A 15047-nucleotide genomic window follows, 5' to 3' on the forward strand; every position below is an offset into this window, starting at 1 on the left:
CCGACAAATAGATAAATTTGGAAACTATTTATTAGGAAGAATCCCTCTTCCAATGATTTCTGTACCAGGCACTATTTTGAATGCCTTCTCCTGCAAGGCTTCTTGGTTGGTGCCTGGCACCGATCTGAATGCCTTCTCCTGCAAGGCTTCTTGGTTGGTGCCTGGCACCAATCTGAATCCCTTCTCCCGCAAGGCTTCTGAGTTGGTGCCTGGCACCGTCTTTAGCGTATATAGCGTATATAATAGAAGCCCGTTGGGTGCGGTGGCATTCCGCTCACAACGGGCTTCTTAGCATACTTTTATTTCAGATTTCCCACTATGCGTCTTTTTTGACGATGTCAATGATGTGCTGCCATGTGTCTTTTTTGAAGACGTCCATCATTTCTCCGTCTCCGACTACGCTGTATCCGATTGCGAGTCCGCCTGCAAGGCACAATGCAAACAGAAGAATGACGATGATCAACCGCAGCCAGATCGGCACGAGTCGCACGCGCAGCTTTTCCGCTTCGGCTTTCTGTTGCTTGCGTTCTTCCCGTGAAGAAGGCGAGCTTTCCTCGTTCTTCTTTGGTGTGATTTTCATTAATTTATTTTTACTCGCCTTAAATGCTTGTCTTAAAGAAGATCGTTCATTTTTGGCTTCTGTATTTTTTTGAATCATGTTAACTCCCCATTAACCCTGCTTATCGAATGGTATTCACAAGTCCCATCATCTGATCAGCCATCGTAACCGCTCTGGCATTCATTTGATACGAACGTTGTGTCGTTAAAAGTTGTGTCATCTCATGCGCGACATTGACATTGGACTGTTCCAACGCACCTTGCTGGATCAATGCTTCATCCTGCTCCACTTGTGCGATCGCTTGTCCAACCGCGGTTCCAGGTTCAACTCTGAATCGGTTATCACCTGACGATTCCAACAACTGTGGACGAACAACTTCAGCCAAAGCCAAACGACCGGCATCAACGACCGTACCATCCGGCATTTTTGCTTGAATCGTGCCATTTCCGCTGATCGATATTGAATCGAAACCTGCAGGCACCTCGATCGGGCCGTCTTCGCCCATGATGCGATCCCCATTCGCAGCAGTAAGTTGTAATTGATCAGGGTTTCCTTCTACTGGTGTTACGTAAAAAGACCCTTCTCTTGTATATTCAATGATTTCGACATTATTTTCAAGTCTTTTCGCAATTTGAAACATAACATTTGGATTTAACAAGGCAACATCCAGCGCTCTTCCCGTTTCGACAACGCCCCCTTGTTCCAGGCGAAGAGCTGTCCCTGAAACCCTCGCCCCACTTCCAAGACGGATCCCATCCGGTGTCAAGCGGCCTTCTTCTGCTTTCCGATTCGGCTGGTTGTTCATCTCCTGGACAAGTAAATCAGCGAATTGAACATTGCGTCTCTTAAATCCATATGTATTACTATTCGAAAGGTTATTTGAAATCGTGTCTAACTGGCGCTGCAACTGGCCCATCGATACAGAAGCCGTAATCATCGATCGATTCATTTTTCTACCTCCTGAAAGCTATCCTGCTATACTAAATCTTTTAAAATCAAAATCAGCCAAGTCTACCAATCTCATTCGATGCTTTTTCCATCGTCCGATCGTATGCCTGTAAAACCTTCTGATTAGCTTCGAATGTCCGATAGGCACTCATCATCTCTACCATCGTCTGTTCGACATCCACGTTCGAGCGTTCGACGAACCCTTGCTTCAATTGATAGGAAACTTGGGGGTTTCCGACTGCCGGAATGATCGCATCTTCATTACCTGCCACGAAAAGGCCGTTGCCTTCTTTTTCTAATAGATTCGGATTTTCGATCAACGCGACATTCACCTGTTCACCTGCCTCTATGATCCTGCCATTGGAATCCATCGTAAAATCAGAACCATCGACCTGGATCCGGTTCCCGTCCGTATCAAGCACGAAATCACCGGTGCTCGTTACGAGATTTCCGTTCGCGTCCAGTGAAAAATTCCCGTTCCGCGTCAAGCGGGTCGCGCCTTCTTCATTTTGTACGGTAAAAAACAAAGCACCTTGCACTCCGGTCTCTTCATTGATTGGGACTACGCCTTGAAGAAGAGCAACATCAAGGTTGTTTCCGGTCTCCTGAAGGTCACCCTGACGGAAATTCGGCATCGTTTCCTGCATGTAAACAGCTGTCGCAAGCGGTCCTACTTGCTTACTCGTCGGAATCGCTTTCCCTCCTACGTTCGTTTCACCGAGTCGGCTCAACAACATTTGCGGAAAGGCGCGAAGTGAAGCCTGATCCGCTTTGAATCCGGGCGTATTGGCATTTGCTAGATTATTCGTCAACAGATCCTGACGCCTCTGCTGGGAGATCATTCCAGACGCCGCTGTGTAAAAACCTCGAAACATGCTGCTCTCCTCCTCTGTTTTTCAAAAGCACTTCAATGCAATGGCTTTCCTATTTTAAAAAATGATAGTTTCTATTGATAGATTCAGTGGCTCATTCAAGACGTTTTTTGCTTCGGTAACTTGTCGATATGTTCGAGCATCAAGCCTGTTCCGCGTGCCACACAAGTCAGCGGGTCATCCGCAACATGGACCGGCACCTTCAATTCTTCTGCAAAAAGCTGTTCGATTCCATGTAAAAGTGCACCGCCGCCCGTTAGGATGATTCCTCGGTCGATGATGTCAGCTGAAAGTTCAGGAGGTGTTTTTTCGAGTACGCTTTTCGCAGCCATCACAATGGAATGGACAGATTCACTCAATGCTTCCTCTATCTCTGTAGATCGGATCGTGATGTTGCGCGGCAAACCGCTGACCATGTCACGGCCGCGGATTTCCATTTCTTCGTCACGAGCCCCTGGAAAGACCGTCGCTACCTGGATCTTGATGCTCTCGGAGGTACGTTCTCCGATAAGAAGCTTGTACTTCTGTTTTATGTATTGAAGGATGTCTTGATCGAACTTGTCCCCCGCCACTTTAATCGAAGAGGCGGTGACGATATCGCCCATGGATAAAACGGCAACATCTGATGTCCCACCGCCTATGTCAACGACCATGTTCCCGTATGGTTGAAAAATGTCCATACCAGCTCCAATCGCAGCAACTTTCGGCTCCTCTTCAAGAAATACGTGTTTTGCTCCACTTTTTTGAGCAGCTTCACGGATCGCTTTTTGTTCAACGGTCGTAATGTTGGTCGGGGTACAGATCAAGATTCTCGGCTTGCCTATCAGCCCCCTTACATTAATCTTATCCAAGAAATATTTGAGCATCGCTTCAGTCATTTCGAAATCTGCGATCACCCCATCTTTCAATGGTCTATCTGCGACGATATTTCCAGGAGTTCGCCCAACCATCCTTCGAGCTGCTTCACCAACCTCTAATACCCTATTCAGGTTATTATCGATGGCAACCACTGATGGTTCGTCGAGGACAATCCCCCGTCCTTTGACATAAATGAGTACGTTGGCGGTACCCAGATCAATGCCCACATCTCTAGAAAACATGCGGTAAATCCTCCCTATTTCAGACTAGATCTATTGGTAGTATGATTTGTTAAATTTATGTAGTTCATCCATTATATAAGTTTACCATAGTTTGTGTAGAATAGGGACAGAATTTGTCAAAAAATAGTACTTAGTCACTACCCAAAAATTAATTGACCACCTTTTCGGTCGATTTTTTGTATTTTTCCCGAGTAGCTTCTCCCCCGCGGAGATGTCGTACCGATTTATGGTACTCCAAAATCTCTTTAACACTGTTGGCCAGCTCCGGGTTGATTTCAGGTAATCGTTCAGTTAAATCTTTGTGGACAGTACTTTTCGAAACACCGAATTCCTTCGCGATCATTCGAACGGTTTTTCTTGTCTCCACGATATACCTGCCTATCTTGATGGTTCGTTCTTTGATGTAATCGTGCACACCACTCGCCTCCCTAAATTGGATGTAAGAGGTGCGAAATGAGACTTCAATATCTAGGCTGCGAAATGTTAAATTGTCATCTTCCCCCTATGAACAAAATGACTGCTAAGCTCGCACGCAGCTTTACTTAGACTTCTCATCGCGGTCCCCTAAAGTTCGTTTTGTAACATTTTATTATTAGGAATGTGGTTATATACCTAAAAGTCAAGTGGGACAAGGGAATTTGTTTACTTTTTATTGAAACAGCCCTCGAAAACGCTTGGCGCACAGTGTCCACCGCTCACAAACAAGCCGATAAAATGTACGAAAAGTTAGAAAATTTTATTTGTCCAGTGCCTGGCACGACAATTTCACCGTTGAGCTGCACCGGTTTTGAGATGGTGCCAGGTACATTTTGGAATTCCTTGTGCGGCAAGGCTTTTGAAAGTGTACCTGGCACTAATTTGGATTCCTTCTCCCGCAAGGCTTTTGAAAGTGTACCTGGCACCGATTTGAATCCCTTGTCCCGCAAGGCTTTTGAAAGTGTACCTGGCACCGATTTTTATCCCTTGTCCCGCAAGGCTTTTGAAAGTGTACCTGGCACCGATTCGGATCACTACTCCGCCAAGGCTTCGTGATCGGTGCCTGGCACGCCCAACCCTCCTTCGCCTCATTTTTTGCGGTTTTCATACAGGTTTTTTGCTCTTGTGTTAAAACTTTTAATGATTCATCATCGTTCGACAGTATTAGTGTTTTTCTTGCCTTGATAAAGGGATTTCTATAGTGTATTCTTGAAATGTTGGAATTTTCGAATAAATTTTATCCTGCTCACATCTTGCCTACATAGTTGCATACGACTCACTTGCAACGAGACACAACCGTGTCCAAACATTCGAGCCAAATTCCAACACCAAAAACAAAAAGAACATAATAACGGGAGGGGACATTGAATGTTCAAAACTTATGAAACCGATTCATTCTTTGATGAAATGCTCCAGGAAAGAGGAAAGCCGCGTGCTCATTATCAAACCCTCTATGATCGATTATCCTCCCTTCCCGAGGATGAACTGCAAGCCCGCCATGAAGCCGCTCAGCAGAACTTCCTCAGACAGGGCATCACCTTCACCGTCTATAACGACGACCAGGGTGCGGAGCGTACGATCCCTTTCGATTTCGTCCCGAACATCATTCCAAAGGACGAATGGCAGCAGCTCGAAAAGGGTCTCATACAACGTGTCAAAGCTCTCAACCTATTTTTAGACGACGTCTATAACGGCCAGCAGATTTTGAAGGACGGCCTCATTCCCCGAGAGCTCGTCGTCACCTGTAAACACTTTTACCCCCAGGTTACGAAAATCAAAGTTCCACGAAGAAACCATATTTTTATGGCTGGTATAGATCTGATCAAAGACGAAAACGGAGAGTTCCGCGTCCTTGAGGACAATCTCAGGAATCCGTCCGGACTATCCTACGTGTTCCAGAACCGTTACGTCATGCGTCACGTATTCCCTGACTTTTTCCAGGACTATGATGTTGTCTCACTCGAAAACCAGTTCACGCACATCCATGACGCTCTATCTTCTATCGCGCCGAACAATGTCTCAAATCCGAACATCGTACTTCTCACACCGGGTGTCTATAACTCTGCTTATTTTGATCATAGTTTCATAGCCCAGCAGCTCGGCATTGAACTAGTTGAAGGACGTGACCTGCTCGTCCGCGACCGTATCGTCTATATGAAAACGACGAGAGGGCTGAAACGCGTCGACGTCATCTACCGCCGTATTGACGATGATTTTCTCGATCCGCTCGAGTTCCGTCCCGATTCTATGCTCGGTGTAGCCGGTCTTCTCGATGCTTACCGCGCTGGAAACGTGACGATCAGCAACGGGATCGGAAACGGTGTGGCTGATGACAAAGCAATCTATCATTATGTTCCGAACATGATCCGCTACTACCTTGGCGAAGAGCCGATTATCAGAAATGTCGAGACGTATTTTTTACGAGATGAAGAACAACGGAAATATGTACTGGAAAATCTCGATCAACTCGTCGTAAAACAGACGGACGGTTCAGGCGGTTATAATCTCTTGATAGGACCGCATGCAACCGAACAAGAAAGGGAAGACTACCGGATCCAGATTGAAAAGAATCCATCCAACTACATTGCACAGCCAATGGTCAATCTCTCACGTCTTCCTGTTTTTAGAGGGGAAAAATTCGCTGGCTGCCACATCGACGTTCGCGCATTCATCTTCAACGGAGAGCATCCACACGTCTTCCCAGGCGGTCTAACACGGGTTGCCCTGAAGGAAGGTTCGGTCGTCGTCAATTCTTCACAGGGCGGCGGCGGTAAAGATACGTGGGTCATGACCGATTAAGGAGGGACAAGCATGCTTAGCAGAGTTTCGAATTCACTATACTGGATGTCACGCAATATCGAGCGCGCGGAAAATACCGCCCGCCTCATTTCTGTACGCCTGATCGGCAGCATCGAGCATAAAGAAAACCACTGGGATGAGCTGATATCAATTGTCGGTGCCAACGAGGATTTTGAGAAGCGCTACGATCTGTATGATGCTCGGTCCGTCATGGATTACATGTCGTTCTCGACCGACAATCCGAACTCGATCTTGAATTGTGTAAAATTGGCGCGGGAGGATGCGCGTGCGATCCGCGAAATCATCCCACAGGAATTATGGGAAATGATGAATTCCTTCTATTGGGAAGTCAAACAATACAAGTATGAAAACTGGACGGTCGATACGATTGATGATTTTTATCAAATGATCATTCGCCAGTCTGCCCTTTTCCAGGGGATGGTTGAAGCGACATTATCGTTTGATGAGGCCTATTTGTTCATCAAGATGGCGAAATTCATTGAACGTGCCGAAAAAACGTCCCGCATCCTCAATATCTACTATTACCGTTCTGAGGATCCAGAACACAATGATCCATCACTTTACCGCCATTGGTTCGCGGTTCTGCAATCTGTCAGCGGGCACGAGGCTTATTTGAAAAAGCACCATCCGTTCATCACCGGTGAGCGTGTCATCGAGTTTCTGTTGTTTGATGAGGCTTTTCCACGTTCGATCAATTACTGTTTGGAGCAGGTCTACAATGTGTTCCAGGAGCTTGAGAATGGTAAAATCGAGCATTATTCGGAGGATCTGCATCAATTGATCGCCCAGATGCGCCAGGATTTTAAAACGATGTCTGTTATTGACGTCATTACAGAGGATATCCATCAATTTTTACAAAAGTTCCAGTCCGATTGCTTTCAACTCGGCCGTTTGATCAATAAAACCTACTATCTTGGAGAAGTCGGCGTATGAAATACAGGGTCACCCAGCATACACATTACACATACGAGCTACCAGTGAGCCAGAGCATCAATCAATTCCGGCTGAAGCCGATTGATGACGTGAAACAGGAATGCATTTCTTTTAAAAAAGAAATCACACCGAACGTTCCGTCGTATGTCCATTACGATTATTGGGGCAACCACGTGGAGACGTTCTATGCCTGGGAGGACCATGATGAGCTTTTGCTCGTGACTACATCTGAAGTAATGATCGACCCTTACGCTTTCAAGGAAGCCTATTCGTTCAGTTCTCAGATGAGGGACGCACTCTTTTCACATTCGTTCAAGGAACAGTATGCCGAATTTTTGATGAAAACGGAGTACACGACGCTTCCTGATGAGATATGTAAGGAAATTACCGATCCGTTATGGCAGCAATCCGATGATCCTTTTGAATTCGTAAAACTGGTGAACAAGTATATTTACGATACCTTCACCTACACGCCTGGATCCACGACAGTGACCACGACCGCTTCGGAAGCACTGGAAAATAAGGTCGGAGTCTGCCAGGATTACACCCATTTGATGCTGGCGTTATGTCGGTCACGCGGAATCCCCGCCCGATATGTGAGCGGTTATCTGTATATCGGTGAAAATTCAGCTATGCGCGGAGATGCTGCGACGCATGCCTGGGTCGAAATAAAGCTTCCGACAGCCGGATGGATCGGTTTTGACCCGACGAATAACGTCCTTGTAAAAGATCAGCATATTCGTATCGCAGTCGGACGTGATTATGGAGACATTGTCCCATTGAAGGGTGTTTATCACGGAGGCGTCCAGAAGCTTGATGTGAAGGTCAGTGTTTATGCGTTAGAGGAAAATGTAACAGCTTGATTCTTAAGGATTATGAAAACAGCGGAAGGCTTGGCGGCCCTCCGCTTTTTGTGTTGGTTTTTAATTATTGCGTTTTTTTCATGAATTCGAGGATCTCAAGGTCGATGTAGCCTCGCTTCTGTTCGCGTTCTTCAAAATTCTCCTGATGGATGAGTACGCGCAAGGCGTCCAAGACGGCATCCTCTGAATGTTCGTCGCTTCTTTCAAGATAGCCAAGGCGCTCAAGCTCAAATGCGAGCTGTCGGAAAACATCTCCCTTAACCTCGAGGATGTTCTCTTCTTTCGAGCGTGAAAAATAAAGCTGATGCAGATCATGGATGCGGATCAATTCTTTGATCGGTTCCTTGTGATCGTCGACACGAAGATCGATGGCACGGTCATTGTAGCCGCCGTAACCGCCTTTATCTTTGACGATTAAGAGGGCTGCCGACTGCTTACCACGGCTATCCCCACCGGCATGCTGGCCAGCGTTGAGGGCAGTGAGAAGGCGATGCGCTAAGGTGCCTGTGGTGTTCTCGAACGCCTCTCCCATCTGATCGACGGTTTCCTGATTGACGAGAATATTCCCTTGCGCAGCATAATGCTTACCTGTACGGCCGCCTGCCCAATCATAGCAATCCTCACCCGTAAAAGTCGCGGGATTCCCCTTCGCATCAACGACTCCGACCTGGCGAAGCTCCCGCTGCTCATCTTTTTCCGTCAATAATCGGATCGTTTCTTCAGCAGACTTGCCCGACGCCATATGCTCGAGACCTTTCGGACCGTAAGACGTGTTGGCAAATGACTGTGTTGCTACCGCACCGACACCCGCTTTCGCCCATGGCACAACAGATCCCACACCGATGAACTTCGACTGAACCGCGATACCTAGCTCTTCTGTTTCTGGATCAAAACCGACAATAGAAAACGTAGCTACCAAATCATTCGGAATCTTCCCTGTATACAAGAACGAACACTCTCCCTTCACAACCTCTAACCAGTAATTCTCGATGTCCACCCCATTCCCCTTTTCACCCGAGAAAAAACGTGGACCTCCACCTTCGGCTGTACCAGGCACCGATTACGAAGCCTTGCCGCAGAAGGCATTCTGATCGGTGCCAGGTACACTTTCAAACCCCTTGCTGCGCTTGGGTTCCTGTTCGGTGCCTGGTACACTTTCAAATCCCTTGCTGCGCTTGGATTCCTGTTCGGTGCCTGGTACATTTTTAAACCCCTTGCTGCGCTTGGGTTCCTGTTTGGTGCCTGGTACACTTTCGGAACCCTTCTCTCCCAACGCTTCTCTGGAGGTGCCTGGCACCGAGGTATGTGGCACCGAGGGAACAAGAAAAAAAGCTCTGGAGTTTCTCCAGAGCTTGTCTAGTGTTTATTTGTTTTGACGCTTTAGTGGTTTTAAGCGCCTGATTGATCTTCATCCTCGACAGAGTTTTCCTGTGGTTGAGCGTCGTCATTTTGGGTTTCGCTTGACGGGTTTGCATTCTCTTCATCAGAGTCTACATCAGCTTCTTCTTTTGCGTCCGCATCTGTTTCTTCATCAGTAAGAGTTTCGTTGACTTCTTGCTTTTGAGCAGGAATGTCAGTGACTGTTTTACTGAAGTACTCTTCTGGGTTGACTGCTACGCCATCCTTACGTACTTCAAAGTGTGCGTGTACTTGTGCTTCTTTGTCAAGAAGGCTCATACCTGCTGTCCCTAGGACATCACCTTGCTTCACAGTGTCACCTTTTTCAACTTGTAAGTTTTCAAGGCTAGAGTAGTGAGTCGTTACACCGTTATCGTGTTCGATGTGGACGAAGTATCCTACTAGCGGATCCTGACCAGCATCTACAACTTTACCACTCAAGCTTGCCATTACATCAAAAGGTTCACCGCTCTCAGTCGCATAGTTGATTCCTTTATTCTGGAAGTAGGTATTATTATAGAATACGAGAGCTGCTTCTTGTTCTGCTTCAGATGCTTTACTATCATAGAACTTTCTTTGAACTGTGACGCCATCTGAAACTGGTGACTTAAGTACTTCTGAGTCTGACATTACTGGTACTGAATCTTGATCTTCAAAACCGATTGGATCTGCTTCATCATTTAGATTATCTCCAATACTATTTTGATACCAAAGAACAGATGCCAAAATCACTGCTGCAAACCCAAGATATACTGCCGGATAAACCCAACGCTTCTTTTTGTACCACTTTGCCTTAAGAGGATTTTTTTGTTTTTCTTCTTCTCTCATTTTGCATCACCTCAGCAACATTGTTGGCACATTTTTCAAAATATATACATTCCGATAAATTTTTTCTGAATATTATTTCGACAAACCGGGGAAAGTAACAAGTTGCTTTGGATGATCCGCACGCAAAACCACACAAAAATGCCACTGCCTCAAAAGACAGTAGCGGTGCCTGGTACACTTTCAAAGTCCTTGCAGTACAAGGGATTCAAAACGGTGCCAGGCACCATTTGAGACCCCAACAGCCCCAAGGGGTTCGCTTCGGTGCCTGGCACCGAATCAAACTCGTTGGGGCTGTAGGGTGAAATTGTCGTGCCTGGCACCGAAGCGAATAGATCGGTTAGTTCGATGCGGTGAGTTTGCTTGTGTAAGCCTGGGTGTCGGTGATTTCTACGCCGTTGTAGTAGTGTTTGACGATTTGGTTATAGTTGTTGCCATCTTGTGCCATTCCATTTGCGCCGTATTGGCTCATGCCGACTCCGTGGCCATATCCGCGTGTTTGAAAAATCACTTCATCGCCTTTTCTAAGAATCGAAAAATCTGAGGATTTGAGATTCAATCCAACTCGGATGTCTTTTCCACTCATTTTCTTGCCGTTGATTTCAATCGTATCAATGTAATTTCCTTTGGTTCTACTCAATACTTTCCCGACTTCTCCCTCTCCATCCGCCAATTTCACATTCAGCTTCGATTCGACGACATCGACAGGGAACGCTTGTTGATGGAAATACTTCGGTGAATCTTTATCCCATGGACTTTCTACACTTCGCAAATACGGAAACGAACTCGACCAATAATCCTCAGAGTTTTGCGTAAAGCCATTACTAGTCGAAAAGAATAATGCATCGATCGGCTTTCCATCATAGGTGATGATCTTTCCTTCCGTTTCTTTCACTGCTTGTGTAATCTTTTTAATTTTCCACTCGTAATCCTTGCCCCATGCTTTCTGAAGTTCTTGATCATTTTTAAAGACCTGGTGGATGACCGCATCCGTCACGTCGGCACCCTCGGGCAGATTCATATCAGCTGGATTCAGAAGCATTTTTATAATATACGTTCTCGCTGTCAACGCCTGGGCCTTCAGTGCCTCGATTTCAAAATCTGCCGGCATCTCAGCCGCGACAACCCCTTTTACATAGTCTTCAAGGGGTAATGTTTCAATTTTTTTAGCAGATGTTTTATAAACAGAGACATCAACTTCTGAATTTAAAACAATCGGCGCTTCGGTTTCTGCCTTTTCCAACTTTCCAGGCGATGCATTTTGCTGAACATCATTTTTAAAAGGCATGACGATCAAACTCGGGAGTAAGAGTATGAATGTAAGTAGTCCAATTATGAAGAGATAAAATGGTGTTCCAAATCGGATTTGGTTCATTGGCAGCCCCCCATAAATTTCAACAGTTATAGTATAGCTTATGGGCTTGGACAACCTTTTAGAACTGAAGAACGCGAACAGTTTCTTCATAAAACCCCCGAAGAAACGAGTGAGAAACCAAACAAAGTTTCCGCAAATTCACATGCCCAAGTTTCGAAGATCATCGCTCAAGAATAAAAATAAATGCACGAAATCACTCCAGGGATCGTCATATGAACGACTTAAATTACAATCTGTTCACTTCTTAGGTTAATCTGTTCACATTTTTGAAGTAATATGTTCACTTTTCGAGTTAATCTAACCACTTTTACGGATAATCTGGTCACTCCTTGATCAATCTGTTCACTTTCAAGGTTATTCTGTTCACTTTGTAAATTATTTTGTTCACTCCTCCGATTGATTTGTTCATTCTTAAATTAGGCTCAAAACCTTGGCTACCTTCGCAGCAACAAGAGCAGAAAATCCAACAACCAAAAAAGCCGCCTCCCTGTAGAAGACGACTTTCTTATAAGTAGATATATTATGCCTTAGCTTTTAAGTTTTGTGTTGTATTTTCGTTTGTGATCGATTCTGTTTCTTCTTTCACGCGTTCCACGTCTGCACCTAGTGCTGCTAATTTTCCGGAGAAATCAACGTATCCGCGATCTAAATGTTGTAGTTCTGTGACTCTTGTGTATCCGTCTGCAATAAGACCTGCAAGGATAAGCGCTGCTCCAGCACGTAGATCTGTCGCTGCTACTTCTGCACCTTGAAGCTTCGCTGGTCCATTGATCACTGCAGAACGACCTTCGATTTTAATATCACCATTCATACGACGGAATTCTTCCACATGCATGAAACGATTTTCAAAAACAGTTTCCGTAATAACACTTGTTCCATTGGCGGCTAATAATAAAGACATCATTTGCGACTGAAGGTCAGTTGGAAATCCTGGATGAGGCATCGTTTTGATGTCAACCGGCTTCAACTTTTCAGGTCCAACGATACGAACGCCTTTTTCTGTTTCAGTAATAGAGACACCCATTTCCTGAAGTTTTGATACAAGTGGTGTCAAATGTTCATTTTGTGCGTTCTCGATTGTCACATCACCACCAGTAATTGCAGCAGCAACCATGAATGTTCCAGCTTCAATACGGTCTGCGATGACTTGATGTTCTGCACCATGCATTTCTTCTACACCTTCGATACGAAGTGTGCCTGTACCTGCCCCATATACCTTAGCTCCCATTGCGTTCAGGTAATTCGCAAGACAAACGATTTCAGGTTCCTTCGCTACATTCTCGATGATGCTCGTGCCTTCTGCTAAGGCAGCTGCCATCATGATGTTTTCAGTTGCACCTACACTTGGGAAATCCAAATAGATTTTAGCCCCTTGCAAGCGTCCTTCCTTTTTCGCTTCGATAAAACCGTTCCCGATTTTAACTTCCGCTCCCATGGCTTCAAAGCCTTTTAAATGCTGGTCGATCGGACGTGATCCGATTGCACAGCCTCCTGGTAAAGCAATTCGTGCGATCCCGACTCTTGCTAGTAATGGGCCCATCACCAGGAATGATGCTCTCATTTTACGAACATATTCAAAAGGTGCTTCTGTCTTCAATGGGCGTGTAGCATCTACTTTTATTTGATTATTCGAGTATTCAGCGCCAATATTCAAATGGCGTAGTACTTCGTTTATCGTATAAACATCGGCAAGTGCTGGCACTTCCGAAATAGTGCTTGTTCCTTTACTAGCTAAAATCGATGCTGCGATGACAGGCAGTACGGCATTCTTTGCCCCTTCTACTCTGACGGAGCCTTCTAACCGCCTACCACCACGGACGATGATTTTTTCCAAGATAATTCCCCTCCGCGTCCAATTTATATATTAATATTCAGTCGTAATTATCGGTGTTCCAATTGTTATGGTTGTCTTTCCGCCTATTCCACTGTTCCGGAGTCCAATTTGCAGGTTCATCCGTTTTCGATCTGTTAGGATTGAAGGCTTCCATTCGTCAGTATATGCTGATAGGGACAGAAATGTCTCTTCGTTTAATGTCTCAATTATGGATGCGTCAAATGACTGAACGAGTTGTTTCGCCAATTTTTGCAAAACAATACTCATTTTATCAGACTTTACGCCTTCAACACAAGTATATATTTTCGCATTCTCCCCTAGAAACAGCTGGACTTTGTACCTATACTCAGGTTTGAAAGCTTTCCAACTTTCAGGGTCCCAGGACTTCCCCTGAACATAATAAATAATGTACGCCATGTATTGATTTTTGTGGGGGTAAGCAAACACTGAAACTTTCTCTTCTATACCATATGGATTCGTATAATGCCCTGTTACGTTCCAATGTTCTTTCGTTTCGACAATCTTCTCCCACCGGAAGTTTGGCGATTTTGCCTGCAGGCTTTCTACTAACGATACATACCCTGTAAAATCTGAAACAAAACCAAATTTATTTTTACCATAAAAAGACCAACCTTCGATCGTTATGTCAGACTCCTCCATAACGCGGGTTATATCCATTAGTTCTTGATCAGACCATGTGGATTGTTTCGCCTCCGCACCTGAAAAACATGCAAGCAAAATCGTCAACGACATTCCGAATAGTACAAATTTTTGTTTCATGAATCCCCACTCCTCTCCTCATTACAATTGTTGCCATGAGAGAGAGGTTCATACATGGAAGATGTAGTCAAGATACGACAAAGCCTAACCTCATCCATCGACATTCTTCATTATGTATTGGTCTCTAACATTTCCCGTCTTTTCATTCGTTATTTTTTAGAACAGATATTTCAACTGTGTCGACCAGGACAGATAATTCATGAAAAACGATGTTAATAGTGACGCAAGCGCGATTGTCAGTAAAATCATCAACAACTGTGCTTGAAAGACACGTCCACTTTTAATGAACCTTTCAAAATTGAGTGCTTGTAACGCCCACCAGGATACAGCGAGAAAAACGATACTCACGATTATATTCAACAAAGCCTGTGTTCCAAATGGGTGCATAAGACGTTAAACCTCCAATAATTTGCATACCTATATTTTTCGACAAGTTTTTCATTTTTCCTTCGGTTATCTTCATTAATTTACAAAATAAACCTTTAGACCTAATTATCCGCCTATTTCCCGCGCAATATTCGACAATTCCCTGCCACATATCCAAGCACACAGCAAATCGTCACCCGATATATCGGACACACAGAGGTTTAAAATCCTAAGCTTCCGAAACATAGTGGACACCAGTGACCTTATTTGCTCCAAATGCTGCATCTTTCGTAAATTAGCGGACACCGGAGACCTTATGTGCTTTGAATATGAAAAAAATTAGGCTCAGGGTTGTTTTTGCCAATTAGCGGAACAGTTGTCCTCTAATTATTAACTGT

The 15047-nt window shown here is 45.0% G+C and carries 16 protein-coding genes; 4 read left to right on the plus strand and 12 right to left on the minus strand.

Features of this window, described 5'->3' with window-relative positions; translation table 11 throughout:
- Positions 1–24: 24 nt before the first annotated feature.
- The 6 genes from ACTWQL_RS05365 to spoIIID all read right to left on the minus strand — a co-directional run bounded on the left by ACTWQL_RS05365 (position 25) and on the right by spoIIID (position 3894).
- Entirely contained in the window at positions 25–171 is a 147-nt protein-coding gene (locus ACTWQL_RS05365) for a hypothetical protein (protein ID WP_443141373.1), read from the minus strand.
- A 145-nt stretch (positions 172–316) separates the two neighbouring features.
- A complete protein-coding gene (locus tag ACTWQL_RS05370; protein ID WP_443141374.1) occupies positions 317–658 on the minus strand; it encodes a DNA-directed RNA polymerase subunit beta in 342 nt (113 codons plus the stop codon).
- A gap of 22 nt (positions 659–680) precedes the next feature.
- Entirely contained in the window at positions 681–1508 is an 828-nt protein-coding gene (locus tag ACTWQL_RS05375) for a flagellar hook-basal body protein (RefSeq protein WP_443141375.1), read from the minus strand.
- Between the two features lie 52 nt (positions 1509–1560).
- Positions 1561–2382, minus strand: coding sequence for a flagellar hook-basal body protein (locus ACTWQL_RS05380; protein WP_443141376.1), 822 nt, complete (start codon positions 2380–2382; stop codon positions 1561–1563).
- A 95-nt stretch (positions 2383–2477) separates the two neighbouring features.
- The gene (locus ACTWQL_RS05385) at positions 2478–3479 is read right to left on the minus strand and encodes a rod shape-determining protein (protein WP_443141377.1); all 1002 of its coding nucleotides are present in this window, start codon (positions 3477–3479) and stop codon (positions 2478–2480) included.
- Positions 3480–3627: 148 nt separating this feature from the next.
- Complete coding sequence (gene spoIIID / locus ACTWQL_RS05390; RefSeq protein WP_221567262.1) at positions 3628–3894, minus strand: sporulation transcriptional regulator SpoIIID; 267 nt, start codon at positions 3892–3894, stop codon at positions 3628–3630.
- A 185-nt stretch (positions 3895–4079) separates the two neighbouring features.
- Between spoIIID and ACTWQL_RS05395 the strand changes: the two genes are divergently transcribed.
- The 4 genes from ACTWQL_RS05395 to ACTWQL_RS05410 all read left to right on the plus strand — a co-directional run bounded on the left by ACTWQL_RS05395 (position 4080) and on the right by ACTWQL_RS05410 (position 8071).
- Complete coding sequence (locus ACTWQL_RS05395; protein WP_443141378.1) at positions 4080–4511, plus strand: hypothetical protein; 432 nt, start codon at positions 4080–4082, stop codon at positions 4509–4511.
- A gap of 312 nt (positions 4512–4823) precedes the next feature.
- Complete coding sequence (locus ACTWQL_RS05400; protein ID WP_443141379.1) at positions 4824–6254, plus strand: circularly permuted type 2 ATP-grasp protein; 1431 nt, start codon at positions 4824–4826, stop codon at positions 6252–6254.
- Positions 6255–6266: 12 nt separating this feature from the next.
- Entirely contained in the window at positions 6267–7208 is a 942-nt protein-coding gene (locus tag ACTWQL_RS05405; RefSeq protein WP_443141380.1) for an alpha-E domain-containing protein, read from the plus strand.
- Complete coding sequence (locus ACTWQL_RS05410) at positions 7205–8071, plus strand: transglutaminase family protein (protein WP_443141381.1); 867 nt, start codon at positions 7205–7207, stop codon at positions 8069–8071. The genes ACTWQL_RS05405 and ACTWQL_RS05410 overlap by 4 nt, the downstream gene beginning before the upstream one ends.
- A 64-nt stretch (positions 8072–8135) precedes the next feature.
- Here ACTWQL_RS05410 and ACTWQL_RS05415 read toward each other — a convergent pair whose 3' ends face one another.
- The 6 genes from ACTWQL_RS05415 to ACTWQL_RS05440 form a co-directional block, all read right to left on the minus strand.
- Complete coding sequence (locus ACTWQL_RS05415) at positions 8136–9017, minus strand: DUF1028 domain-containing protein (protein ID WP_443141482.1); 882 nt, start codon at positions 9015–9017, stop codon at positions 8136–8138.
- A gap of 443 nt (positions 9018–9460) precedes the next feature.
- Complete coding sequence (locus tag ACTWQL_RS05420; RefSeq protein ID WP_443141382.1) at positions 9461–10297, minus strand: peptidoglycan DD-metalloendopeptidase family protein; 837 nt, start codon at positions 10295–10297, stop codon at positions 9461–9463.
- Positions 10298–10634: 337 nt separating this feature from the next.
- Positions 10635–11669 (minus strand): stage II sporulation protein D, encoded by a 1035-nt coding sequence (gene spoIID / locus ACTWQL_RS05425; RefSeq protein WP_443141383.1) that lies wholly within the window; start codon positions 11667–11669, stop codon positions 10635–10637.
- A 520-nt stretch (positions 11670–12189) separates the two neighbouring features.
- On the minus strand, positions 12190–13503 hold the full coding sequence (murA, locus tag ACTWQL_RS05430; RefSeq protein ID WP_443141384.1) for a UDP-N-acetylglucosamine 1-carboxyvinyltransferase: 1314 nt from the start codon (positions 13501–13503) through the stop codon (positions 12190–12192).
- A gap of 30 nt (positions 13504–13533) precedes the next feature.
- Positions 13534–14283 carry a YwmB family TATA-box binding protein gene (locus tag ACTWQL_RS05435; protein WP_443141385.1) on the minus strand — a complete coding sequence of 250 codons (750 nt, stop codon included), beginning with the start codon at positions 14281–14283 and terminating at the stop codon, positions 13534–13536.
- A 156-nt stretch (positions 14284–14439) separates the two neighbouring features.
- Positions 14440–14670, minus strand: a complete 231-nt coding sequence (locus tag ACTWQL_RS05440; protein WP_221567271.1) for a DUF1146 family protein — start codon at positions 14668–14670, stop codon at positions 14440–14442.
- Between the last annotated feature and the right edge of the window lie 377 nt (positions 14671–15047).

Source organism: Pseudalkalibacillus sp. R45 (assembly GCF_052246725.1).
In the GTDB taxonomy this organism is placed as follows: domain Bacteria; phylum Bacillota; class Bacilli; order Bacillales; family Fictibacillaceae; genus Pseudalkalibacillus.

Excerpts from the sequence above, each read along its gene's own strand:
- ACTWQL_RS05385 (WP_443141377.1), bottom strand. The coding sequence starts at position 3,479 with ATGTTTTCTAGAGATGTGGGCATTGATCTGGGTACCGCCAACGTACTC.
- ACTWQL_RS05370 (WP_443141374.1), bottom strand. The coding sequence starts at position 658 with ATGATTCAAAAAAATACAGAAGCCAAAAATGAACGATCTTCTTTAAGA.
- ACTWQL_RS05435 (WP_443141385.1), bottom strand. The coding sequence starts at position 14,283 with ATGAAACAAAAATTTGTACTATTCGGAATGTCGTTGACGATTTTGCTT.
- ACTWQL_RS05410 (WP_443141381.1), top strand. The coding sequence starts at position 7,205 with ATGAAATACAGGGTCACCCAGCATACACATTACACATACGAGCTACCA.
- ACTWQL_RS05400 (WP_443141379.1), top strand. The coding sequence starts at position 4,824 with ATGTTCAAAACTTATGAAACCGATTCATTCTTTGATGAAATGCTCCAG.
- ACTWQL_RS05375 (WP_443141375.1), bottom strand. The coding sequence starts at position 1,508 with ATGAATCGATCGATGATTACGGCTTCTGTATCGATGGGCCAGTTGCAG.
- spoIID (WP_443141383.1), bottom strand. The coding sequence starts at position 11,669 with ATGAACCAAATCCGATTTGGAACACCATTTTATCTCTTCATAATTGGA.
- ACTWQL_RS05380 (WP_443141376.1), bottom strand. The coding sequence starts at position 2,382 with ATGTTTCGAGGTTTTTACACAGCGGCGTCTGGAATGATCTCCCAGCAG.
- ACTWQL_RS05440 (WP_221567271.1), bottom strand. The coding sequence starts at position 14,670 with ATGCACCCATTTGGAACACAGGCTTTGTTGAATATAATCGTGAGTATC.
- ACTWQL_RS05405 (WP_443141380.1), top strand. The coding sequence starts at position 6,267 with ATGCTTAGCAGAGTTTCGAATTCACTATACTGGATGTCACGCAATATC.
- ACTWQL_RS05420 (WP_443141382.1), bottom strand. The coding sequence starts at position 10,297 with ATGAGAGAAGAAGAAAAACAAAAAAATCCTCTTAAGGCAAAGTGGTAC.